Below are 22,464 nucleotides of genomic sequence, written 5' to 3'. Positions count from 1 at the left end.
AATGGTTCTTTATTGAGAAAATTTCACCGCCCTATCATCCCGTCATGACATCCAGAAAGGAAAACATCATGACGATTTATCACTCCGTCACCGAACTGATTGGTCGTACCCCGCTGATCCAGCTGCATAAGCTTGATACCGGTCCCTGCTCGCTCTTTCTGAAGCTGGAAAACCAGAACCCGGGCGGTTCGATTAAGGATCGCGTTGCGCTGTCGATGATTAACGAAGCGGAACGTACCGGTAAGCTGAAGCCTGGCGGCACGATAATTGAGGCTACGGCGGGCAATACCGGTCTCGGCCTGGCCCTAATCGCCGCCCAGAAAGGCTACTCGCTGATTCTGGTGGTGCCGGACAAAATGAGCCGCGAGAAGATTTTCCACCTGCGCGCGCTGGGTGCCCAGGTGGTGCTGACCCGCTCCGACGTCAATAAGGGCCACCCGGCCTATTACCAGGATTACGCCCAGCGCCTGGCTAACGAACTTCCCGGCGCGTTTTACATCGACCAGTTCAACAACGAAGCCAACCCGCTGGCGCACCGCACAACCACGGCGCCGGAACTGTACGAGCAGCTTGACGGCAGGATCGACGCCATCGTCGTGGGCGTCGGCTCAGGCGGCACGCTGGGCGGCCTGCAGGCGTGGTTCGCCGAGCACTCTCCGCATACTGAATTTGTCCTGGCAGACCCGGCCGGATCCGTTCTGGCCGACCAGGTGGAAACCGGACGCTACCACGACGCGGGCTCCTGGCTGGTTGAGGGAATTGGCGAAGACTTTATTCCTCCGCTGGCCCACATTGAAGGGGTGAATCGCGCCTGGCGCATCACCGACCGCGAAGCCTTCACCACCGCGCGCGAGCTGCTGAAAACGGAGGGCATTCTGGCGGGCTCCTCCAGCGGCACGCTGCTTGCGGCCGCGCTGAAGTATTGCCAGGCGCAGACCACGCCGAAGCGCGTGGTGACCTTCGCCTGCGACAGCGGCAATAAGTATCTTTCGAAGATGTTCAACGACGACTGGATGCGACAGCAGGGGCTCATCACGCGTCCTCAGGCCGGCGACCTCTCTGACTACATCGCCCTGCGCCACGATGAAGGCGCCACCGTTACCGCGGCCCCGGACGACACGCTTTCCACCGTTCTGGCACGCATGCGTCTGTATGACATCTCCCAGCTGCCGGTGCTGGAGAACGGCAAGGTGGTGGGCATTATCGACGAGTGGGATCTCCTGCGGCATATCGGCGGCGACGGCGATCGCTTCGCGCTGCCGGTGACGGCAGCCATGACGCGTCAGGTGGAGTTTCTTGATAAACACGCACCGGAAAGCGCCCTGCACGCCATCTTCGACCGCGGCCTGGTGGCCGTCATTAATGACAACGACCGTTTTCTCGGTCTGATTACGCGCAGCGACGTTCTGACCGCCTGGCGCAACCGTCTTCAGCAATAAAGGAACTGATGATGAAAAACCTGGCTACCCTGAGCGTCCACAGCGGCGAGTTCAACGACCAGCACGGCGCCGTCATGCCGCCGATTTACGCCACCTCGACGTTTGCGCAACCGTCACCCGGCGAGCATACCGGCTATGAGTATTCGCGCAGCGGCAACCCTACCCGCCACGCGCTGGAAACCGCGATTGCCGAACTGGAGGGCGGTACGCGCGGCTACGCCTTCGCCTCCGGCCTGGCGGCCATCTCCACGGTGCTCGAACTGCTGGATAAAGACAGCCATATCGTCGCCATTGATGACGTTTACGGCGGGACGTACCGCCTGATCGAAAACGTGCGCAAGCGCAGCACCGGCCTGCAGGTCAGCTGGGTTAAACCGGACGACCTCGCCGGGCTCGAGGCCGCCATCCGCCCGGATACGCGTATGGTGTGGGTCGAGACGCCGACCAACCCGCTGCTGAAGCTGGCGGATCTGGCGGCCATCGCGGCAATCGCCCGTCGTCATAACGTCATCAGCGTGGCGGATAACACCTTCGCGTCGCCGGTGATCCACCGTCCGCTGGAGTCGGGCTTCGATATCGTGGTTCACTCTGCCACCAAATACCTTAACGGCCACTCTGACGTGGTCGCCGGGCTGGCGATTGTCGGGGATAACAAGGAACTGGCGGATAAGCTGGGCTACCTGCAAAACGCGGTGGGCGGCGTCCTGGATCCGTTCAGCAGTTTCCTGACGCTGCGCGGTATTCGCACGCTCGCGCTGAGGGTCGAAAAGCACAGCACCAACGCGCTGGCGATTGCGCAATGGCTGGAGCAACACCCTCTGGTCGAAAAGGTGTTCTATCCCGGCCTGGAGTCGCATCCGCAATATCAGCTTGCCCGCACCCAGATGGCCCTGCCCGGCGGGATGATTTCCGTCGTGGTAAAAGGCGATGCGCAACGCGCCGCCGAGGTGATTCGCAACCTGAAGTTGTTCACCCTCGCAGAAAGCCTGGGCGGCGTGGAAAGTCTGGTGAGCCAGCCTTACAGCATGACGCACGCGTCGATTCCGCTCGAGCAACGCCTGGCAAACGGCATTGTGCCGCAGCTGATCCGCCTGTCAGTCGGGATTGAAGATCCGAAAGACCTGATTGCCGACCTCAGCCAGGCGCTGCAAAAATAAGCAAAATGCGGCAGGTCCCTCACCTGCCGCTATAAGTTGTCATCATGGCTTAACGCCTTGATAACAATATTATGTGAAACTGCATAGATTATTTTTGAAACACCGTTTCCATTTTCCTTTTATCTTCAAATCAGCGTATAATGCGCGCCTAATCCTTGGTGAATGGTTTCAGCGCTTGGAATACAAAAAACAACGTACAACTTCTCCTCTCCTTCGTTGGGCTGTCACTCAGGCACACTTTCTTCTGCACGCTCATTTGATGTCTCCTATCCTTAGTGCGTGTCATATACTCTTTTGCAACACAGGTTTGACTCCGCGGCGGTGCGCCCCCGGAGCGAGATTTCCATATCCTTCCCAACTTAAAGACTAAGACTGTCATGAAAAAGACGAAAATTGTTTGTACTATCGGCCCGAAAACCGAATCTGAAGAGATGCTGACCAAAATGCTGGATGCCGGCATGAACGTGATGCGTCTGAACTTCTCCCACGGTGACTACGCAGAACACGGTCAGCGTATCCAGAACTTGCGCAACGTGATGAGCAAGACCGGTAAAAAAGCCGCGATCCTGCTGGATACCAAAGGTCCAGAAATCCGTACTATCAAACTGGAAGGCGGTAACGACGTCTCTCTGAAAGCTGGCCAGACCTTCACCTTCACCACCGACAAATCCGTTGTCGGCAACAGCGAAATCGTTGCAGTGACCTATGAAGGCTTCACCAACGATCTGTCCGTTGGTAACACCGTGCTGGTAGACGATGGTCTGATCGGTATGGAAGTTACCGCTATCGAAGGCAACAAGGTTATCTGTAAAGTACTGAACAACGGCGACCTGGGCGAAAACAAAGGCGTTAACCTGCCGGGCGTTTCTATCGCACTGCCAGCGCTGGCTGAAAAAGACAAACAGGACCTGATCTTCGGTTGCGAACAAGGCGTTGACTTTGTTGCGGCATCCTTCATCCGTAAGCGTTCTGACGTAGTTGAAATTCGTGAGCACCTGAAAGCGCACGGCGGCGAGAAGATCCAGATCATCTCCAAAATTGAAAACCAGGAAGGCCTGAACAACTTCGACGAAATCCTCGAAGCGTCTGACGGCATCATGGTTGCACGTGGCGACCTGGGTGTAGAAATCCCGGTTGAAGAAGTGATCTTCGCGCAGAAGATGATGATCGAGAAATGCGTGCGCGCGCGTAAAGTGGTTATCACCGCAACGCAGATGCTGGACTCCATGATCAAAAACCCACGCCCTACCCGCGCTGAAGCAGGCGACGTGGCAAACGCCATCCTCGACGGTACCGATGCCGTTATGCTGTCCGGCGAATCCGCGAAAGGTAAATATCCGCTGGAAGCGGTGTCCATCATGGCCACCATCTGCGAACGTACCGATCGCGTGATGAAAAGCCGTCTGGACTACAACAACGACAGCCGCAAGCTGCGCATCACCGAAGCGGTATGCCGCGGTGCGGTAGAAACGGCTGAGAAACTGGAAGCCCCACTGATCGTGGTTGCCACCCAGGGCGGTAAATCTGCTCGCGCCGTGCGTAAATACTTCCCGGATGCGACTATCCTTGCGCTGACCACCAACGAAACCACTGCCCGTCAGCTGGTGCTGAGCAAAGGCGTGATCCCACACCTGGTGAAAGAGATCGCGTCTACGGATGATTTCTACCGTCTGGGTAAAGAAGTGGCTCTGGAGCTGGTTGATCGTGGTCTGGCACAGAAAGGTGACGTTGTGGTCATGGTTTCTGGCGCACTGGTACCAAGCGGCACTACCAATACCGCATCTGTTCACGTGCTGTAATAATTCCTGAACGAATTAATTTGGATAAAAAGCGCCCTCCGGGCGCTTTTTTTATTCCTGGCATTAGCCAAACGCATTCAAAATGCAAATCGGGTTTTTCTATTTAATTGCGAATTATCTAAGATGAATCCGATGATAAATGCCTTTTTTTCCTTAGATTTTTGCCCGAAAAGGGCTGATTCGATGCTTCTTTGAGCGAACGATCAAAAATAGGTGTATTCCCATCAAAAAAATATTCTCAACCCAAAAAACTTTGTGTAATACTTGTAACGCTACATGGAGATTAACTCAATCTAGAGGGTATTAATAATGAATCGTACTAAACTGGTACTGGGCGCGGTAATCCTGGGTTCTACTCTGCTGGCTGGTTGCTCCAGCAACGCTAAAATCGATCAGCTGTCTTCTGACGTTCAGACTCTGAACGCTAAAGTTGACCAGCTGAGCAACGACGTGAACGCAATCCGTTCCGACGTTCAGGCTGCTAAAGACGACGCAGCTCGCGCTAACCAGCGTCTGGACAACCAGGCTACTAAATACCGTAAGTAATAGTACCTGTTAATAAAATGGCGCACATTGTGCGCCATTTTTTTTGCCTGCGTCAAACGGCTACTGCGTCACCTTCTCTCTTTCATCTTCCGCTACCGCAGCAGATACCCGGCTGTTCTGCACCGACAACACGCTATTGCTGGCTGACGGGCCGCTACCGGACGATACGATAACCGGGATCCCGGCACGACGTGACAGGGCTTTATCAATCAGCGCCTTATCGCTTCCCGCCTGAGAAACAAAGGTCGCAAACTCGGAGGAATGGGTAATGGGCGAGACCTGCGGATTCTCCCCTTCTACCTGCGCAAGCGGACGGTGGACTTCAATATAGCGTTTACCATCCGGCTCAACGGAGAATTTCACGGGTTCATTAATAATCTGCACCCGCGTGCCCACCCGCACCTGTTCGAACAGGGCCTTAATGTCCGGGGCGTTCATCCGCATACAGCCGGAGCTGACCCGCAGGCCGACGCTGTCCGGCGCGCTGGTGCCGTGGATGAGATATTCCCCGTTGCCCACGCCTAAACGCAGCGCGAAGCGTCCTAGGGGGTTATTTGGCCCGGCAGGAACCACCGGAGGCAATTTGATGCCCTGCTCCAGAGAACGCGCTCTGATGCCCGGCGTGGGCGTCCAGGTGGGATTAGGGATCTTCTGGCTCACCCGCGTGGTCGTCACCGGCGTTTCCAGCCCCAGCTGACCAATGCCCAGCGGGAAAACCTGAACAATGTTTTGACCCGGCGGGAAGTAGTAGAGCCGAAGCTCAGCGAGATTCACCACAATCCCCTCGCGCGGCGTATCCGGCAACAGCATTTGCGACGGAATGGTAATGACGGTTCCCGGCGCAGGGTTAACCGGCGCAATGGTATTGTTGGTTTCAAGGATCACCTGCGCCGCCGTATTAAACCGACGGGCGATGGTCTGCAGCTTATTATCCCCTTCCTGTATCGTGTAGGTTTGATTTTGCCCAATCAGACGACTGCCTGCGGGCGGCAACGGATAGTCCATCGCACGGGCCAAGTTGAGGGCACCGAGCGAACTGAGGAGTAATAGAGTTATGAGAGACGCGCGCTTCATGCTGAGATTCCTTATTCACTGACAGAACGCCAGAAAGCTGAAAAACCAGCGAGGCGGGAACCACCTCGCGAAACAGAATGAATGCTGTTCTGTAAGTCTAGCTAAGGATTGAAGCTTTGGCGCGGATGGCGCGAATCATCGCTTCCAGTCCCTGAGAACGGGACGGGGTGAGGTGTTGGGTTAAGGCCATTTTTTCAAACCACGGGCGGACATCGAACGCGACAATATCCTGCGCCGACATCTGCTGATAAAGGCTAAAGACGACCGCAATAAGCCCTTTTACAATGGCGGCATCGCTGTCGCCGCGCAATTCTATCGTGCCGTCATCAGACTGCGTCATCACAATCCAGACCTGGCTCTGACAGCCCTGAATAATATTTTCCGGGCTATGCGCCTCTTCACCGAGCGGTGGCAGACGCTGCCCCAGCTCGATGATATAAAGGTACTTCTCTTCCCAGTTTGCGCAACGCCCAAAGTTGCGCAGCAATTTGTCTCTGTCCGGCAGTTCTGCCATCGTTTGCCTCTCCGTTAGCCCAGCAGCTGGTGAATGCGCTTAAGCCCCGCCACCAGCCTGTCGACCTCTTCCGTCGTGTTGTACATCACCAGAGATGCGCGGCACATTGCCGGCACCTGGTAAAACGCCATCAGCGGCATGGCGCAGTGGTGCCCGGTGCGGACAGCCACGCCGTAGTTATCAAGGAAACTGCCCACGTCATAGGCGTGGTGTTTCCCGAGATTGAACGCGATCACCCCCTGACGATCGGCAGGCCCGTAGAGGGTCAAATCCGGCACGCTGGCAAGCTCCGCAAGCGCATAGTGCATCAGCAGCCGTTCATACTCCTGAATGGCATCAAGACCGATGGCAGAGACGTAAGAGACCGCCGCCCCCAGACCGATAATCCCACCGGTGTTGGGCGTGCCCGCTTCAAAACGCCACGGCGCGCGCGCGTAGGTCGTGCCTTCCGTCAGGCTGACGGTGGCGATCATCGACCCGCCTCCTTCCCACGGCGGCATCGCCTGCAGAATGTCTTCTTTTACATACAGCACGCCTATCCCGGTCGGCCCATAGAGCTTGTGGCCTGAAAAGACGTAGAAATCACAGTCCAGCGCCTGAACGTCAACCGCGTGGTGCATCACCGCCTGAGCGCCGTCAATCAGGACTTTTGCGCCCACCTGACGGGCTTTTTCGACAATCGCTGCCACCGGGTTTTCAGTCCCCAGCACGTTGGAGACCTGGGTAACCGCCACCAGCCGCGTGCGGTCATCCAGCAAGACGTCAAGCTGCTCAAGCTGAAGCGTCCCGTCAACGTTGAGCGGAATGACCCGCAATTGCGCACCAACGCGCTCGCAGAGCATCTGCCACGGCACGATATTGGCGTGATGCTCCATCTGGGTGATGATGATGTTATCCCCCGCGTGGACCTGTGCGTTGCCCCAGCTGTTAGCGACAAGGTTGATCCCTTCGGTGGTTCCGCGCACGAAGACCAGCTCTTCCGGCGAACGTGCATTGAGGAAGGCGGCAAGCTGCGTGCGTACGTTTTCCATCCGCTGGGTCGCCTCGGCGCTCAGGGTATGAATACCTCGATGCACGGCGGCATAGCCATGGCGATAAAACTCGGCTTCGGCATCCACCACCTGATTCGGCTTCTGCGCGCTGGCCGCGCTGTCCAGATAGGCCAGAGGAAGACCGTTCACTTCACGGGTCAGAACCGGGAAATCTGCCCGTACTTTCTCGACGGGAAAACTCATGCTTCGCCTCCAGGCAGACGCTGACCGATACGCGCCAGCACCTGCTGTTTTAACTGACCATCGTGCAGCGCTTCCGTCAGTTCGGCGGCAAACGCATAGATAATCATTTTCTGCGCCGCCTGCTGGTCGATGCCGCGGGAACGCAGGTAGAACATCTGCTCGTCGTCGATTCGCCCGACCGTCGCACCGTGGCTGCACTTCACGTCGTCGGCGTAGATCTCCAGCTGCGGTTTGGTGTCTACCTCCGCCAGTCGGCCCAACAGCAGATTGTTGTTGGTCATCTGCCCGTCGGTTTTAATGGCGTGCTGCGCCACGTTAATCAGACCGTTAAACACCGCTCGCCCTTTATCACTCACGATGGTTTTGTGCAGCTGGCGGCTGTTGCAGTAGCCTTTGTTGTGCTCCAGCCACGTGCGCGTGTCGCACACCTCAGATTTAACCGGCATCGCCAGGCTGTTGATGCGCAGCGTGGTGTTTTCACCGTTAAGCTGCGTGCTGGTGTTGTGGCGCAGCACCGACCCGCCGAGCAGGAAGCTATGGCTGTACGCCGCCGCATCCTGGCCCAGGACAATGTCGTTATGGGCAAAGTGGTGGCTCTGCGCATTCTCAAACGCCAGCTTGATATGGTGTAGCTGGGCATTGCCCGCCACGTTCATCGTCAGACGCGCCCCGGTAAAGTGACGCGTCTCATTGAGGCTGACGTAATGTTCGATGATCGTGGCCTCGGCGCCCTCCGCCAGCTCAAGATGGTGACGATAGTGCGCGGTATTGATTTCGTCGCCGTTCAGACCCTGAGTGATGTGCATCAGCAGCAGCGGCTTAGGCGGACGCTGGTTACGCTTCACGCCGATATGCGTCACGCTGCGGGCCAGGCTTTCGGTCAGGTGCAGAAAGACCTCAGGCTGAACCGGGGCGCTCAGGGGCTGGCGATCGTCGTTTATCTCAATCTCAAATCCGCTCGCCTGAAGAGCGTCGCTCAGCTCCGGACGGAACTGACCGTCGACAAACACCAGGCGCACGGCATCCACGTGCACTGCCAGCGCGTCACGCTGCTCAGGAGTCAGATCCGCCAGACGGGTCACAAACTCGGCGTTCAGCAGGCCATCGAGCGGGGTATATTTCCAGTTCTCATGCTTACGCGTCGGCAGACCAAGACGCAGCATCTGCTGCAGATGCTGCTGCGCCTGCGCCGAGCGCGTGCCGCCCTGGGCTTCAAACAGCCGGTGCCACTGCTGGAGCGCATTACTGCTGTTCTGTAAGCCAGCCATAGCCCTGCTCCTCCAGTTGTTTAACCAGCGTGAAATCACCGGATTTGACAATACGCCCCTGATAAAGCACGTGAACGTAATCCGGCTTGATGTAGTCCAGAATGCGCTGATAGTGGGTGACGATGATGAATGAACGCTTGCCGTCGCGCAGGGAGTTCACTCCGTCAGCGACAATCTTCAGGGCGTCGATGTCCAGACCGGAGTCGGTCTCATCCAGAATGCACAGCTCGGGCTCCAGCACCGCCATCTGCAGAATGTCGTTACGCTTTTTCTCGCCGCCGGAAAAACCGACGTTCACCGAGCGGGTCAGCAGATCTTCCGGCATTTTCAGCAGCTTGATCTTCTCTTCCATCAGGTCCTGGAAGTCGAAGCGGTCCAGCGCCTCCAGGCCACGGTATTTGCGCACCGCGTTGAGCGCAGTTTGCAGGAAGAACTGATTACTGACGCCCGGAATTTCGACCGGGTACTGGAAGGCCATAAAAATGCCCTCTCCCGCACGATCTTCCGGCGACATCTCCAGCAGATTCTTGCCGTTAAACTCGACCGAGCCGTGGGTCACTTCATAATCTTCGCGTCCGGCCAGCGTGGCAGAAAGCGTACTTTTCCCGGAACCGTTCGGCCCCATGATGGCGTGGACTTCGCCCGGCTTGACGTCAAAATTGAGGCCACGCAGGATGGCTTTGTCTTCTACGCTGACCTGTAAATCTTTAATGCTTAACATGTGCTTTCCTTAACCGACGCTGTGTTCAAGACTAATGGCGAGGAGTTTCTGGGCTTCAACGGCAAATTCCAGCGGCAGTTCAGAGAACACGTCCTTACAGAAGCCGTTAACGATCATCGAGATGGCGTCTTCTTCGCTGATCCCGCGCTGCAGGCAATAGAAGAGCTGATCTTCCCCAATCCGTGACGTCGTCGCCTCGTGCTCAAGCTGGGCCGTATTGTTGCGGCACTCAACGTACGGGAAGGTATGCGCCCCGCAGTCTGCGCCAATCAGCATCGAGTCACACTGGGTAAAGTTTCGTGCATTGGTGGCCGTCGGCATGATTTTCACCAGCCCGCGATAGCTGTTCTGGCTGTGCCCGGCAGAGATCCCTTTCGAGATGATGGTTGACCTGGTGTTTTTACCAATGTGAATCATCTTGGTGCCGGTATCCGCCTGCTGATGGCCGCTGGTGAGCGCCACCGAGTAAAACTCGCCTATGGAGTTATCGCCGCGCAGGATACAGCTCGGGTATTTCCAGGTGATGGCCGAGCCGGTTTCGGACTGGGTCCACGACATCTTGCTGTTTTCGCCTTCGCACAGCGCACGCTTGGTTACGAAGTTCAGGATGCCGCCGGTATTGCCGTCGCCCGGGAACCAGTTTTGCACCGTCGAGTATTTCACCTCGGCGTCTTTATGGATAATGACCTCCACCACCGCCGCGTGCAGCTGATAGCTGTCGCGGACCGGGGCCGAGCATCCTTCGATGTAGCTGACGTAGCTGCCTTCATCCGCGACCAGAATCGTACGTTCGAACTGACCGGTTTTTTCGGCATTGATGCGGAAATAGGTCGAGAGCTCCATCGGACAGCGCACGCCTTTCGGCACGTAAATAAAGGTGCCGTCCGAGGCTACCGCCGCGTTGAGCGCCGCAAAGAAGTTGTCGTTAGAGGGCACCACGGTCCCGATGTACTTTTTCACCAGTTCCGGATGATCGTGAATCGCTTCGCCAAAGGAGCAGAAAATGATCCCCTGCTCTGCCAGCTTCTCGCGGTAGGTGGTCGCCACCGAGACGGAGTCGAAAATGGCGTCCACCGCTACCTCTTTCCCCTCACGCACGGGCACGCCCAGCTGGTTAAAGGCTTCTTCAACCTCTTTGCTGAGGAAGCTGTTTTCCGCGCCGGTTTGCTGCACCGCGCCGGGCTGTGAGGCGCAGGTGTCATCGCAGCTACCGCATGAGGGCGCGGAGTAGTAGCTATAGTCCTGATAGTTCAGCTTGTCATAATGCGCTTTCAGCCAGTGCGGCTCTTCCATCTCCAGCCAGGCGCGGAATGCGCTCAGACGAAACTCCAGCATCCACTCGGGCTCGTTACGTTTCGCCGAGATCGCCCGCACGACATCTTCGTTAATGCCTTTTGCCAGCTCATCGGTCTGCAGCTGGGTGAAGAACCCCTCTTTATAGTTGAGGTGCCCACCGCTCCAGGTATTTACTTCACTCGTTGCTTCAGTATTACGAGACATAGTACCGCCTATACCCCAAAGCTTTCGCCGCAGCCGCATTCATTCTGGGCTTTCGGGTTATGAAATTTGAATAACTGGTTTAAGCCTTCGCGGACGTAGTCCACCTCGGTGCCGTCAATAAACGGCATAGCCTGCAGCGCAACGTACAATTTCGCACCGTCAGTCTCGAACACCAGGTCATCTTTTTCGGGTTCGGTGACGGTATCGAGCACATAGCCGAAACCTGCGCAACCTGTCTGTTTGACACCTAAACGCACGCCGAGGATCTCGGGCTTTTTCGCCACCAGCTCGTGAATATGTGCCGCCGCCGCCGGCGTGAGCGTTAAACCGCGCCAGGCGAAATCGGCAGGATTAAAGGTTTCTGAATGCAGTTCCATAGGTCCACCTCATCGGATAAGCCATCAGGGCATAACACCATGTTAGTGATAACGATTATCACTTCAACCCTCTGTCAGCAGGGGCATTCGGCTAAACCGCCCTTTTTGCCTACTTTTATTAAGCATAGACCCTGTGAGAGGATGCAGTCAGGATGGATGTATTTGTTCAATGCATTGATTAATAATGCATTTCGTCGCAACGTTTATAACGCAGAGGAGAAAAGTAAAATATGCATCGGAAATGCCTATTTTTGAGATAGCTTTTGCTCAGAAAATGACAAAAACAAAAAAAGGCCCTTAAGGCCTCAGACAATTAGTGATGAAATGAGACAGCAAACCCCTGTTCACGCCAGTGGTCGAGCTGTTCCTGCTGGCGAGGCGTTGGGGATTTCCCCGTCCAGACGAAGATTTTTTGTCCCGGGAAGAGTTCAGGGCGCGGCGAATCAATAGGTTCCGCCAGGACGTCTATGTGCCAGCCCTTCTGCGATAAGCGCGCGGCTTCCAGCCACAGGTGAGTGCGGTCATCGCATTCCCAGCCAATAAGAAGCGCGTCTTTACCGGCTTTTTTGCGGGATTCCGCCAGGCTTGCTATCGCGAATTCGATCAGGACGCCGTCAAACAGGCTCGCCATGTGACGCACGGTGTTTTGATCCTGATTCATGCGCTGCCGGACGGGAGAGAGAATATTGTCAATCAACGCATCTATCGCGTGATCGCGGCGGAATTCGCCGATTTTGGCGCGCAGCTTTGCCGGGCTGGCATAGCGCAGAACGGTCATCATCTCTTCCTGGAACGAGACCCAGTTGCCCTGAGTCAATACTTCTTTGTTTTCCAGCAAGGCTTTAACTTTTCCGACCGAGACGCCGCTTTTCATCAGGCGTTTGATCTCTTCAATACGCAGGATATCTTCATCGTCAAACTGACGATGGCCCCCTTCGCTGCGCTGCGGCTTCAACAATCCATAACGGCGCTGCCAGGCACGCAGCGTAACGGGGTTGATACCGCATCGTTCGGCCACTTCGCCGATACTGTAATAGGCCATTAACTCCCTCACGCTCAGAACTTCCATACCTAACTGCACCAACCTTATCAGATTGTACACACCATTTGTATAGCTAAGACCGCATTTTGAACGGGCGAACGGGCTGCTCCTCCGTTCACCTGTTAATACATTGTTGTATAAAATTTGCCGTTCGTACAGCTAACTCTGTCCGATTGTGTACAGCTTTATCAGAACTCGAATTTTTTCTCCGGCCACGCTATAGCCGGAATACCGCCGTGTCGCGGGCTGGCAAAAAGATGTCCCTGGAACTGGGAAATACCCGCGGATTCCAGCCACATCCACTCTTCAGCCTTCTCTACTCCTACCGCGCAGAACTGGATCTCAAGCGAGGAACAGCATTTGATAATCGCCTGAATAATGGCCTGTCGGGGGCCACTTTTATGCACGTTCGCCACCAGATCGCGATTAATCTTAATTCTGTCAGGCTGGAAGTGGGCCAGCAGCTGCAGTCCGGCAAAACCGGCGCCAAAGTGATCGATCGTCACGCTGATACCCGCGCTTTTTAACTGCCTGACCGAATCCGTGAATTCATCAAAACGGGAAATGGCTTCGCTCTCGGTGAACTCAACCACGATTTGCTCGGGTACAAACCCATTTGCTTCAATCGCGGTGAGCAGAAAGTCCACGGCGTTGGGAATGTTAACCAGCGTCATAGGCAGCAGGTTCAGGGATAACGTCTGGTCCTGTAACCCCAGCGCGCTGGCCATGGAGAGCGCCACCTGCTTGCTTTGCAAATCAGACGCGTACACTTCCTCATTCGGAAGGCTGGCGAAATAAGCCCCTGGCGAGTCGCCGGACGGGGTGCGCAAAAGCGCCTCCCAGGAGACAACCTGCTGCATAAACGGATCGACTATCGGCTGGAACGCGAAGCTGCAATCCGCCCCCTTCGCGACCACCTCAGGCTGTGCAGACAAACGCGTTTCCTCGCGAACGAACTCCCAGGAATCCGCAGGCGGCAATTCAAAATAGTTCGCTTTTTCCGTGGCCTCGACAAAGGTGCGGAAAAACTGCAGCGGGCGGTCGTTATACGTCAGCTGATAGCGTGTCGTCCCCCTGTTGAGCACCTGCTGCAGCACTTCGTCCCTGTCGAAGTGGCGCAAATCAAAAAGCTCCATGCCCACGTTGCCAAAACGCCGGACAGGTCCGTGATCGCGCATCAGCTCCACCACGTTATGGTGGCGCGGGTCGTTGCAGATCTGCTCATAGATAGCAGAGACGTGTTCCACTGGCCCTTCAAGCAGCTGAAAAAAATGTGTGCCGTTAAACAGCAGGATCCCCGTGACGTTGGATTGCCGGTTTTTACTATTTGCTGCAGCGACCATGGCTTCCAGCGCTTTCACTGGAACGTCCTCGCAGATATGGCTGCGGTAAATGATGGTTGTGAGCATGCGATTCCTGGGGTTAGGGTTTTGGCCACAAAAAAGGTGGATAAGTATCATTTATAGCACATTCATTGCCTGACAAATAATTTACATCTCAATCATTTACGGCAGTTAATGAAATATTTTTCTGCGCTGTACAACTTACCAGTGCCAGACCTTTTTGTACAATATATCCTGTAACATTACCGGTTCATGCTAGCCAGTCAACTAACTAAAAATAAAGGATTTTATAAAATATATCATAAAAATATTAAAAATTTGTACATTTTATATGTACAGATTTAGGAATTGTGTATACCTTAATTGTAACGTTAGTGATTACAAAATTTTACAGGAGCGAAACATGCAGCAGAAAGGTTACGCCACAGATTCCGCAGCAGCGATCGCACAGTACTTCGAAAAGGCTGCCCTACCTACTCAACAAGAGACGCTGGGCCAGGTAGTTGTCGAAATCCTCAGCGACGGGCGAAACCTCAATCGCAAATCGCTCTGTACCAAACTGCTCAGCCGTCTCGAAAGAGCCGATGGGCCAGAAGAGGAAGAGCATTACCACATGCTGCTTGGTCTGCTCTTCGAACGGTAAGGTTATGAATAGCAGTGACGCAAACCGACTGATTGACACGCTTATCGGTGAAGCCGTTCTTTCTCTTCTGAAAGAGCGGGGGCCAGTGACAACCGAAGGCTTGCTGCAGCGTCTGCGGAGCATGAAAGAACATGAAAAGGATCCCCGGCGGCGGGAGACACTTGAGGCGGTGATTGCCGAAATTGGCTCAAACAGCATCGCCTTTACACGTCGCAGAACCGCGCAAGGACGAACGAAAAGAGAGGGACCTCTCAACGATAACAGAGACAATGTAGTGCCGTTATTTGGAAGTGGAAAACCGTCCGACCCCAAAAAAATACATTGACTGCAATTTTACAGCTACGGTGAGAACAAATGAGACAAAATATTCAGCTTCAACCCGAATACCACTCTGCTTTTTTAGACAGTGCGCTGTCGGAATACTTCCGTCACGCAGGCGATCGTTTTGCTGAAGAGTCCGCTGTTTTTTCTACTGCAGTACGCTGTGTTCTGGCCTCCGAGGGGCATCTGTCTAATAAGGCGATCATCCTCTGGCTCATTCAGACGCTGGAAGCCACTCACGACGTGGTTCAGGCGGATGTGATTCGCAAGACGCTGGAAATCGTGGTGGGTTACACGATGGACGATCTCTAAGTTCCAGCTCGCCGCGCCTCCTGACGTGTCATCGTCAAAACTGACGAACAGCTTGACGATGACACGTGCCCTCCCCGCATAACTCCCTGTAATACACGCAAAGACAACCTGGCACGCTTCCTGCTTACCTCCGCATACGGGACTGGGTTTTCCAGTCAACTTTGCTTCATTTCTTAACAGGTCTGTTATTGATGAAAAAGATCGCCAGCGTCTGCCCGTACTGCGGTGCAGGCTGTAAATTGAACCTTGTCGTTGAAAATAACCGTATCATCCGTGCCGAAGCGGCAGAGGGCGTCACAAACCAGGGCACCTTATGTCTGAAAGGCTTTTACGGCTGGGACTTCCTCAACGATACCCGTCTGCTCACCCCTCGCCTCACCCAGCCCATGATCCGCTACCGCAAAGGCGAAGCATTCACCCCCGTTACCTGGGAAGAGGCGATCCGCTACACCGCCCACAGGCTCAGCAGTATTAAAGCGCAGCACGGGCCGAGGTCGATCATGACCACCGGTTCCTCTCGCGGCACCGGCAATGAAACCAACTACGTGATGCAGAAATTTGCCCGCGCGGTGCTGAACACCAACAACGTGGACTGCTGTGCGCGCGTCTGTCATGGCCCGTCCATCGCCGGTTTACAGGAAACGCTCGGCAATGGCGCAATGAGCAACTCAATCAATGATATTGAAAACTCAAAATGCCTGCTGGTGTTTGGCTATAACTGCGCGGACTCCCACCCTATCGTTGCCCGCCGCGTGCTGAAAGCACGTGAGAACGGCGCAAAAATTATCGTCTGCGATCCGCGGCGCATTGAAACGGCACGCATTGCCGACCAACATCTGCAGCTGAAAAACGGCAGCAACATGGCGCTGGTTAACGCCTTTGGCTATGTGTTGCTTGAAGAGGAGCTATATGACAAAAGCTACGTGGCGCGCTTTACGGAAGGGCTTGAGGCCTACCGACAAACGGTAAAAGACTATGCGCCGGAGAAGGTCGAACATATCACTGGCATCCCCGCCCGTGACGTCCGCCAGGCGATGCGCACCTTCGCGGCGGCCCCTTCCGCAACCGTGATGTGGGGAATGGGCGTGACCCAGTTTGGTCAGGCCGTTGATGTGGTCAAAGGGCTTTCCAGCCTGGCGCTGCTGACCGGCAACCTCGGCCGCCCTGCCGTCGGCGTCGGGCCGGTACGCGGTCAAAACAACGTCCAGGGCGCCTGCGACATGGGCGTTCTGCCGAATATGTTCCCCGGCTATCAGGATGTGACCGATCCTGCGGTCAGGCAGAAATTCGCCGATGCCTGGGGGATTGACGTCAACAAAATGGACGATCGGGTCGGGACGCGCATTACCGAGGTGCCCCATCTGGCGCTGGAAGGCAAGGTCAAGGCCTACTACATCATGGGGGAAGATCCGCTTCAGACCGAGGCCGCTCTCGGTCTCGTTCGCAGCGGTTTTGAGGCGCTCGACTTTGTTGTGGTTCAGGACATCTTTATGACCAAAACGGCAGAAGTGGCGGACGTTCTGCTACCGGCCACATCCTGGGGTGAGCACGGCGGCGTTTTTACCTGTGCCGATCGCGGCTTCCAGCGTTTTGGCAAAGCCATCGAGGCCAGCGGCAACGTGAAGCGCGACTGGGAAATCATCAGCCTGCTCGCCACCGAGATGGGCTACCCGATGCGTTATGACTCCAACCAGCAGATCTGGGATGAGATGCGCGAGCTGTGCCCGCTTTTCTACGGCGTGACGTATGAAAAAATGGGCGAGATGGGCCACGTGCAGTGGCCCTGCCCGACCCTGGATCACCCCGGCACGCCGTACCTGTACAAAGACAATCAGTTCGACACCCCGAGCGGTAAAGGGCAACTCTTTGCCGCACCGTGGCGCGCGCCGGCTGAAACCCCGGATGCAGATTTCCCGCTGGTGCTGTGTACGGTACGCGAGGTGGGACATTATTCCTGTCGCTCCATGACCGGGAACTGCGCCGCGCTGCAAAGCCTGGCCGACGAGCCGGGCCGGGTGCAAATGAACCCTGCCGATGCAGAAAAGCTGGGCATTACTGACGGGCAGCTGGTCTGGGTACGTTCACGCCGCGGCAAAGTGATTACCCGCGCCAGCATCAGCGAGCGTATCAACGCCGGGGCCGTTTACATGACCTATCAGTGGTGGATTGGCGCCTGCAACGAGCTGACCCAGGATAACCTCGATCCCATCTCCAAAACGCCGGAAACGAAGTACTGCGCGGTGCAGCTGGAGGCGATAGAGGATCAGCGTTGGGCGGAGGACTATGCAGCGTCTGCATATCAGTCCATGAAGTCTCGGTTGATGAGTGCGGCGAACGTCTGAGGAAAATGCCGGGTGCGCTATGCGTACCCGGTAATAGTTAACGCATCTCTCACTATCTCCAGCATTTCGAAATACTTTGTTTTTTCATGCTGTGACATCCTGCATATCCGCCGTGCCGCTGAAATACTTAGCAGCAGGGCTGCTTGAAACAGACTCAGCAGGATCCACGCTATACTGAGCCGCATCACTATTGACAGGTTTAATGGATAGGCGTGCACATGGCTGATGAGATGTCCCAGACGTTAATATTCGATTGTTCTTCATCCACACAACTACTGATCGATTATCTAAAACAGGGTGCAAATCTGAAGAAAGTGCTCCCCCGCCGTCGATTAAATTTTGTAGCTGGCGACGAACGCCTCTGTTATATCCTCCTCAACGGTCGCGTCATGATTCACCGTAACAACGACGATTTAGCCATGGCAACGGTTAAGGCGCCCGCTTTGCTCGGTCTCAGTAATCTGCATTACGCTCAGATGTTCGGTTACATCAAAACCTTTAATCACTGTGAGATCGTAACCCTTAAAATGGATTCTGTTTATGACATTATCAAGCATCATGGACTATGGGAGCCGCTGGCTTATCACCTGATGGGCCTTGCAGGTAAGCTATTTCATAGCTACGAAGATATAACCGGACCTTCCGCATACAATATTGTCCGCGCCCAGCTTTATGCACTCTCAAACGAAGAAGAATCATTCAGGCAGAACATTACTGCAGAAAGGTATATCCGGGATAAAACCCACCTGTCCCGTAGCGGCGTCATGCGTATTCTTTCAGCTTTAAAAGAAGGGGGTTATATCGAAGTTGAAAGAGGTGTGCTAATCAATATGGGGAAATTGCCTGAAAGATTTTAATCTCACCGGCATGTGATGGTCCGGACGGAAAATGAGCTGACCCGGACACTATAGCCGTCTTTTAACAACGAGTCCCCCGATACTGAATTTCAGACACAAAAAAGGCCGCACTCGCGGCCCTTTTATTCTTAAGTGCTCAATGGACGTGAACGCCCAACCGCCAGGCAAAGTAGATCTCTTCTTTTAGTTCATTCGAAGAGAGCGCCAGCAAATCTGTAAACTCCAGCTCAAGCTGTTTCAGCTTTTTCAGGTACTGCGCCGGAGACAGGTTGCTCTTATCGCGACGTAAATATTCAATTGCCAGCTGCGTTGGGGTTATTTCAGTATCCATGATGTCCTCGCTTATGTACAAAACCTGACCAGTATATCACAACCATCTGGCTAGTTTTTGACCAAAGGCAAAACATCTGAAAACTTTACACAACCGCCGTGGTCAGCCGCGACGAGCAGCACAGGCGATCCTGCTCATCGAGAATATCTATCTGCCACACCTGATGGCGGCTACCGGCGTGCAGCGCGCGGCATACACCGCGCACGCGCCCGCTGCGCACCGAGCGGATATGGTTAGCATTCACCTCGAGTCCGACAACCTTCTGCTCCCCTTCGGTACAGAGATAGCCCGCCACCGAGCCCAGCGTTTCGGCCAGCACGACGGACGCTCCGCCGTGCAATAAACCAAACGGCTGATGGGTGCGACTATCGACGGGCATGGTGGCTTCAATCTCATCGTCGCCAATGCGGATGAACTGGATATCCAGCAGCCCCACCATATTTCCCTCGCCCATGGCGTTCAGCGCCTGCAGCGTCACGGCACGTTTCCAGATCATCCAATTATCTCCAGTAAAGCCTGCAGTGGGTGACGTACACCGTTACCTTCTACTCGTTTCACCTGGCTGCGACAGGAGTAGCCCGTCGCCAGACAGCGGTTTCGCGGTAAACGCTGCATCGCCTGATGCCAGGACAGCTCATAGATGCCGAGCGAGTTGGCGTGGTTTTTCACTTCGTGTCCGTAGGTGCCGGCCATTCCACAGCAGCCGACGCTGACGCTCTCCAGCTTCGCGCCGAAGCGGGCAAAGACGGACGCCCACTGCGCGGGCGCGCCCGGCAGCGCGGTGACTTCCGTGCAGTGTCCGAACAGATACCATGGTTCCCCGCTGACATCCTGAACCGCCTTATCTTCCAGCGCCACCGGCAGCCACTCGTGCACCAGCATCACGTTGAAATCACCGCGCTTGTCGCCGAGCGTCTGCTTATATTCATCGCGATAGCAAAGCACCAGCGCCGGATCGACGCCGACCATCGGTATCCCGAGTTGCGCCACGCGGTTTAAGAAGTCAGCCGTTTTCTGCGCGGTCTTTGCAAAGCGCGTCAGGAAGCCCTTGATGTGCTGCGCCTTGCCGTTGGGTGAGAACGGCAGAACCACCGGCTGATACCCCAGCTTTTCCGACAGGCGGATGAAATCCGCGACCACCTGCGCATCGTAGTAGCTGGTAAACGGATCCTGCACCACCAGCACCACCTTCGCTTTTTGCTCTGGGGTGAGCGCCTCGAGCTGTTCCAGGGTCATATTTGCCGAGCGGTGACCGACGAGCTGGCGCTGCAGAGACGGTACCGACAGCAGCGGCAGATCGATCATACCGATATGTTTTTCGGAGAGCTTGCGCACCAGCGGCTGGTTGATAAAGAAGTTGAAGGTCTTTGGCGCGCGCGCCATCAGCGGCGCGTAGCTTTCTACCGTTGCCACCAGATGGTCGCGCACCGGGCGGAGGTAGCGGGTGTGATACAGCTGCAGGAAGCGCGAGCGGAATTCCGGCACGTCGATTTTAATCGGGCACTGGGTGGAGCAGGCTTTACAGGCCAGACAGCCGGACATCGCCTCTTTCACCTCATGGGAGAAATCATACTCGCCCTTATTCGCATGCCAGCTGTTGCGGGTGCGCTCAATCAGCGAGCGCAGGCTGGCCCGTTTTTCCGGGAGCTGCTGCTCCAGCCTGAGCGGATCCACCCCGCGATCGGCCAGCAGACGCAGCCATTCCCGCACCAGCGTCGCCCGCCCTTTCGGCGAGTGGATGCGGTTGCTGGTGATTTTCATCGACGGGCACATCGGGCTTTTCACATCAAAGTTAAAGCACAGTCCGTTGCCGTTGCACTCCATCGCGCCGCGCCAGGAGGAGCGCACCGCAATCGGGATCTGTCTGTCGTACGTGCCGCGCTTGACGGCATCCACCTGCAGCATTGGCGCGTCCACGCCTTCAGGAGGGCAGATTTTGCCCGGGTTGAGGCGGTTATGCGGGTCAAACGCCGCTTTCACCTTGCGCAGCTCCGCGTAGAGCTGTTCGCCGAAGAATGCCGGGCTGTATTCCGCGCGGAACCCTTTCCCGTGCTCCCCCCAGAGCAGGCCGCCGTATTTGGCGGTTAAGGCCACCACATCGTCGGAGATCTGCTTCATCAGGATCTCCTGCTGCGGGTCGCACATATCCAGCGCCGGACGCACGTGCAGTACCCCGGCGTCGACGTGGCCGAACATGCCATAGCTCAGGCCGTGGCTGTCCAGCAGGGCGCGGAACTCGACGATATAATCCGCCAGATGCTCAGGCGGCACGCAGGTATCTTCGGCAAAAGGAATCGGCTTCGCCGCCCCTTTCGCATTGCCGAGCAGACCCACAGCTTTTTTACGCATCGCATAGATACGCTCAATCCCGGCCAGATCGTTACAGAGCTGCCAGCCGATCACGCCGCCTTCCCCCTGCGCAATCAGCTCATCCAGCCGCTGGCAGAGCGTGGTGACCTGGCGCTCAATCAGCTCCGCGTCGTCGCCGGCAAATTCCACGATGTTGAGACCGAGCATCTCTTTATCCGGCACGTCGGTAATGAGATCGCTGACGGAATGCCAGACAATATCTTCCCGGGCCAGGTTGAGCACTTTGGAGTCGACCGTCTCCACCGAGAGCGCTTTAGCTTGCACCATAAACGGCGCATTGCGCAGCGCAGAGTCGAAGGAGTCATATTTGACGTTCACCAGACGACGTACTTTCGGCAGGCGGGTAATATCCAGCCGCGCCTCGGTGATAAACGCCAGCGTCCCTTCGGAACCGGTCAGCACGCGGGTTAAATCGAACTGGGTCAGGTCGTCGTTAAAGACGTGACGCAGGTCGTATCCGGTCAGGAAGCGGTTTAGTTTGGGGAACTTATCAAGAATAAGCTGGCGGTTGTCGCGGCAGCGCTCCAGTACGGTACGATAGATGCGTCCGCTGGCGGTGTTATCTTTGCCAAGGGTTTCCGCGAGTTCGACCGGCATCGGCTGCGTATCGAGAATATCGCCGCCCAGAAGAACAGCACGCACGCCCAGCACGTGATCGGAGGTTTTACCGTAGACCAGCGAGCCCTGACCGGAGGCATCCGTGTTGATCATCCCGCCGAGGGTCGCGCGGTTACTGGTGGAAAGCTCCGGGGCAAAAAAGTAACCGTAAGGCTTGAGGTACTGGTTAAGCTGATCTTTGATAACGCCCGCTTCGACCCGCACCCACCCCTCTTCCGGGTTGATTTCAATGATGCGGTTCATATAACGCGACATATCAACAATGATGCCCTGGTTCAGCGCCTGACCGTTGGTCCCGGTGCCGCCGCCGCGCGGCGTAAAGACCAGCGAGGCAAAGCGCTCCTGTGTGGCCAGCCGGGCAATCAGCGCCACGTCAGCCGTTGAACGAGGGAAAACCACGGCATCGGGAAGAAGCTGGTAAATACTGTTATCGGTCGCCATCGTCAGCCTGTCGGCATAGTTCGTGGCGGTATCACCTGTAAAACCCTGTTGCTCCAGTGCTTGCAAAAAATTAAGCACCAGCTGAACGACGCCAGGTGCCTGAGAAATCTGTGGGATCATGACTGTCGACCCTAATTAGAGTTGTATGAAATCGTTTGCGTGTATCTTAAAAGTTTTATCACATTTTTTTCTTATAATCTCTGCTGAATTACAG

Annotated in this window: 21 protein-coding genes; 9 read left to right on the top strand and 12 right to left on the bottom strand. The window is 55.7% G+C overall.

Annotation, left to right across the window (positions count from 1 at the left end; genetic code table 11):
• The first annotated feature begins 68 nt into the window (after window positions 1-68).
• From KGP22_RS09050 to lpp, 4 genes are all read left to right on the top strand, one after another.
• Window positions 69-1,439 carry a cystathionine beta-synthase gene (locus KGP22_RS09050; protein ID WP_133294231.1) on the top strand — a complete coding sequence of 457 codons (1,371 nt, stop codon included), beginning with the start codon at window positions 69-71 and terminating at the stop codon, window positions 1,437-1,439.
• A gap of 11 nt (window positions 1,440-1,450) precedes the next feature.
• Entirely contained in the window at window positions 1,451-2,596 is a 1,146-nt protein-coding gene (locus KGP22_RS09045; protein WP_149367123.1) for a PLP-dependent aspartate aminotransferase family protein, read from the top strand.
• A 377-nt stretch (window positions 2,597-2,973) separates the two neighbouring features.
• The gene (pykF, locus tag KGP22_RS09040; protein WP_029739779.1) at window positions 2,974-4,395 is read left to right on the top strand and encodes a pyruvate kinase PykF; all 1,422 of its coding nucleotides are present in this window, start codon (window positions 2,974-2,976) and stop codon (window positions 4,393-4,395) included.
• Window positions 4,396-4,704: 309 nt separating this feature from the next.
• The gene (gene lpp / locus KGP22_RS09035; RefSeq protein ID WP_010430241.1) at window positions 4,705-4,941 is read left to right on the top strand and encodes a murein lipoprotein Lpp; all 237 of its coding nucleotides are present in this window, start codon (window positions 4,705-4,707) and stop codon (window positions 4,939-4,941) included.
• Between the two features lie 60 nt (window positions 4,942-5,001).
• On the opposite strand, the gene KGP22_RS09030 is transcribed toward lpp, so the two are convergent.
• The 9 genes from KGP22_RS09030 to KGP22_RS08990 all read right to left on the bottom strand — a co-directional run bounded on the left by KGP22_RS09030 (window position 5,002) and on the right by KGP22_RS08990 (window position 14,081).
• Entirely contained in the window at window positions 5,002-6,015 is a 1,014-nt protein-coding gene (locus KGP22_RS09030; RefSeq protein WP_223581960.1) for a L,D-transpeptidase family protein, read from the bottom strand.
• Between the two features lie 97 nt (window positions 6,016-6,112).
• Window positions 6,113-6,529 (bottom strand): cysteine desulfuration protein SufE, encoded by a 417-nt coding sequence (sufE, locus tag KGP22_RS09025; RefSeq protein WP_111965637.1) that lies wholly within the window; start codon window positions 6,527-6,529, stop codon window positions 6,113-6,115.
• A 14-nt stretch (window positions 6,530-6,543) separates the two neighbouring features.
• Window positions 6,544-7,764, bottom strand: coding sequence for a cysteine desulfurase SufS (gene sufS / locus KGP22_RS09020; protein WP_223581958.1), 1,221 nt, complete (start codon window positions 7,762-7,764; stop codon window positions 6,544-6,546).
• The gene (sufD, locus tag KGP22_RS09015; protein ID WP_223581956.1) at window positions 7,761-9,032 is read right to left on the bottom strand and encodes a Fe-S cluster assembly protein SufD; all 1,272 of its coding nucleotides are present in this window, start codon (window positions 9,030-9,032) and stop codon (window positions 7,761-7,763) included. Before sufD ends, sufS begins: the two co-directional genes overlap by 4 nt.
• Window positions 9,007-9,753, bottom strand: a complete 747-nt coding sequence (gene sufC / locus KGP22_RS09010) for a Fe-S cluster assembly ATPase SufC (protein WP_029739774.1) — start codon at window positions 9,751-9,753, stop codon at window positions 9,007-9,009. Before sufC ends, sufD begins: the two co-directional genes overlap by 26 nt.
• A gap of 9 nt (window positions 9,754-9,762) precedes the next feature.
• A complete protein-coding gene (sufB, locus tag KGP22_RS09005; protein ID WP_111965634.1) occupies window positions 9,763-11,253 on the bottom strand; it encodes a Fe-S cluster assembly protein SufB in 1,491 nt (496 codons plus the stop codon).
• An 8-nt stretch (window positions 11,254-11,261) separates the two neighbouring features.
• Window positions 11,262-11,630, bottom strand: a complete 369-nt coding sequence (gene sufA / locus KGP22_RS09000) for a Fe-S cluster assembly scaffold SufA (RefSeq protein WP_008500631.1) — start codon at window positions 11,628-11,630, stop codon at window positions 11,262-11,264.
• A 313-nt stretch (window positions 11,631-11,943) separates the two neighbouring features.
• On the bottom strand, window positions 11,944-12,672 hold the full coding sequence (locus KGP22_RS08995; protein ID WP_127730503.1) for a MerR family transcriptional regulator: 729 nt from the start codon (window positions 12,670-12,672) through the stop codon (window positions 11,944-11,946).
• A 188-nt stretch (window positions 12,673-12,860) separates the two neighbouring features.
• A complete protein-coding gene (locus tag KGP22_RS08990) occupies window positions 12,861-14,081 on the bottom strand; it encodes a diguanylate phosphodiesterase (protein ID WP_111965631.1) in 1,221 nt (406 codons plus the stop codon).
• A gap of 337 nt (window positions 14,082-14,418) precedes the next feature.
• Between KGP22_RS08990 and ycgZ the strand changes: the two genes are divergently transcribed.
• The 5 genes from ycgZ (at window position 14,419) to KGP22_RS08965 (ending at window position 18,490) form a co-directional block, all read left to right on the top strand.
• The gene (gene ycgZ / locus KGP22_RS08985) at window positions 14,419-14,658 is read left to right on the top strand and encodes a regulatory protein YcgZ (RefSeq protein ID WP_029739771.1); all 240 of its coding nucleotides are present in this window, start codon (window positions 14,419-14,421) and stop codon (window positions 14,656-14,658) included.
• A 4-nt stretch (window positions 14,659-14,662) separates the two neighbouring features.
• Complete coding sequence (locus KGP22_RS08980; RefSeq protein WP_127730500.1) at window positions 14,663-14,983, top strand: hypothetical protein; 321 nt, start codon at window positions 14,663-14,665, stop codon at window positions 14,981-14,983.
• A gap of 29 nt (window positions 14,984-15,012) precedes the next feature.
• Window positions 15,013-15,291 (top strand): biofilm/acid-resistance regulator YmgB/AriR, encoded by a 279-nt coding sequence (locus KGP22_RS08975; protein ID WP_023311323.1) that lies wholly within the window; start codon window positions 15,013-15,015, stop codon window positions 15,289-15,291.
• A 191-nt stretch (window positions 15,292-15,482) separates the two neighbouring features.
• Window positions 15,483-17,633, top strand: a complete 2,151-nt coding sequence (gene fdhF, locus KGP22_RS08970) for a formate dehydrogenase subunit alpha (RefSeq protein WP_223581954.1) — start codon at window positions 15,483-15,485, stop codon at window positions 17,631-17,633.
• A gap of 218 nt (window positions 17,634-17,851) precedes the next feature.
• A complete protein-coding gene (locus KGP22_RS08965; protein ID WP_149366732.1) occupies window positions 17,852-18,490 on the top strand; it encodes a winged helix-turn-helix transcriptional regulator in 639 nt (212 codons plus the stop codon).
• 136 nt (window positions 18,491-18,626) lie between these two features.
• Here KGP22_RS08965 and KGP22_RS08960 read toward each other — a convergent pair whose 3' ends face one another.
• The 3 genes from KGP22_RS08960 to KGP22_RS08950 form a co-directional block, all read right to left on the bottom strand.
• Entirely contained in the window at window positions 18,627-18,821 is a 195-nt protein-coding gene (locus KGP22_RS08960) for a YdiH family protein (protein ID WP_003857766.1), read from the bottom strand.
• A gap of 85 nt (window positions 18,822-18,906) precedes the next feature.
• Window positions 18,907-19,317 carry a 1,4-dihydroxy-2-naphthoyl-CoA hydrolase gene (gene menI, locus KGP22_RS08955; RefSeq protein ID WP_023311321.1) on the bottom strand — a complete coding sequence of 137 codons (411 nt, stop codon included), beginning with the start codon at window positions 19,315-19,317 and terminating at the stop codon, window positions 18,907-18,909.
• Window positions 19,314-22,370 (bottom strand): FAD-binding and (Fe-S)-binding domain-containing protein, encoded by a 3,057-nt coding sequence (locus KGP22_RS08950; RefSeq protein ID WP_223581952.1) that lies wholly within the window; start codon window positions 22,368-22,370, stop codon window positions 19,314-19,316. The genes menI and KGP22_RS08950 overlap by 4 nt, the downstream gene beginning before the upstream one ends.
• Window positions 22,371-22,464: the final 94 nt, after the last annotated feature.

The sequence above is a fragment of the Enterobacter sp. JBIWA005 genome (genome assembly GCF_019968805.1).
GTDB classification, from domain to species: domain Bacteria; phylum Pseudomonadota; class Gammaproteobacteria; order Enterobacterales; family Enterobacteriaceae; genus Enterobacter; species Enterobacter vonholyi.
The sequence above is the reverse complement of the archived record's forward strand: the minus strand, read 5'-3'. Positions and strand labels throughout refer to the sequence as shown.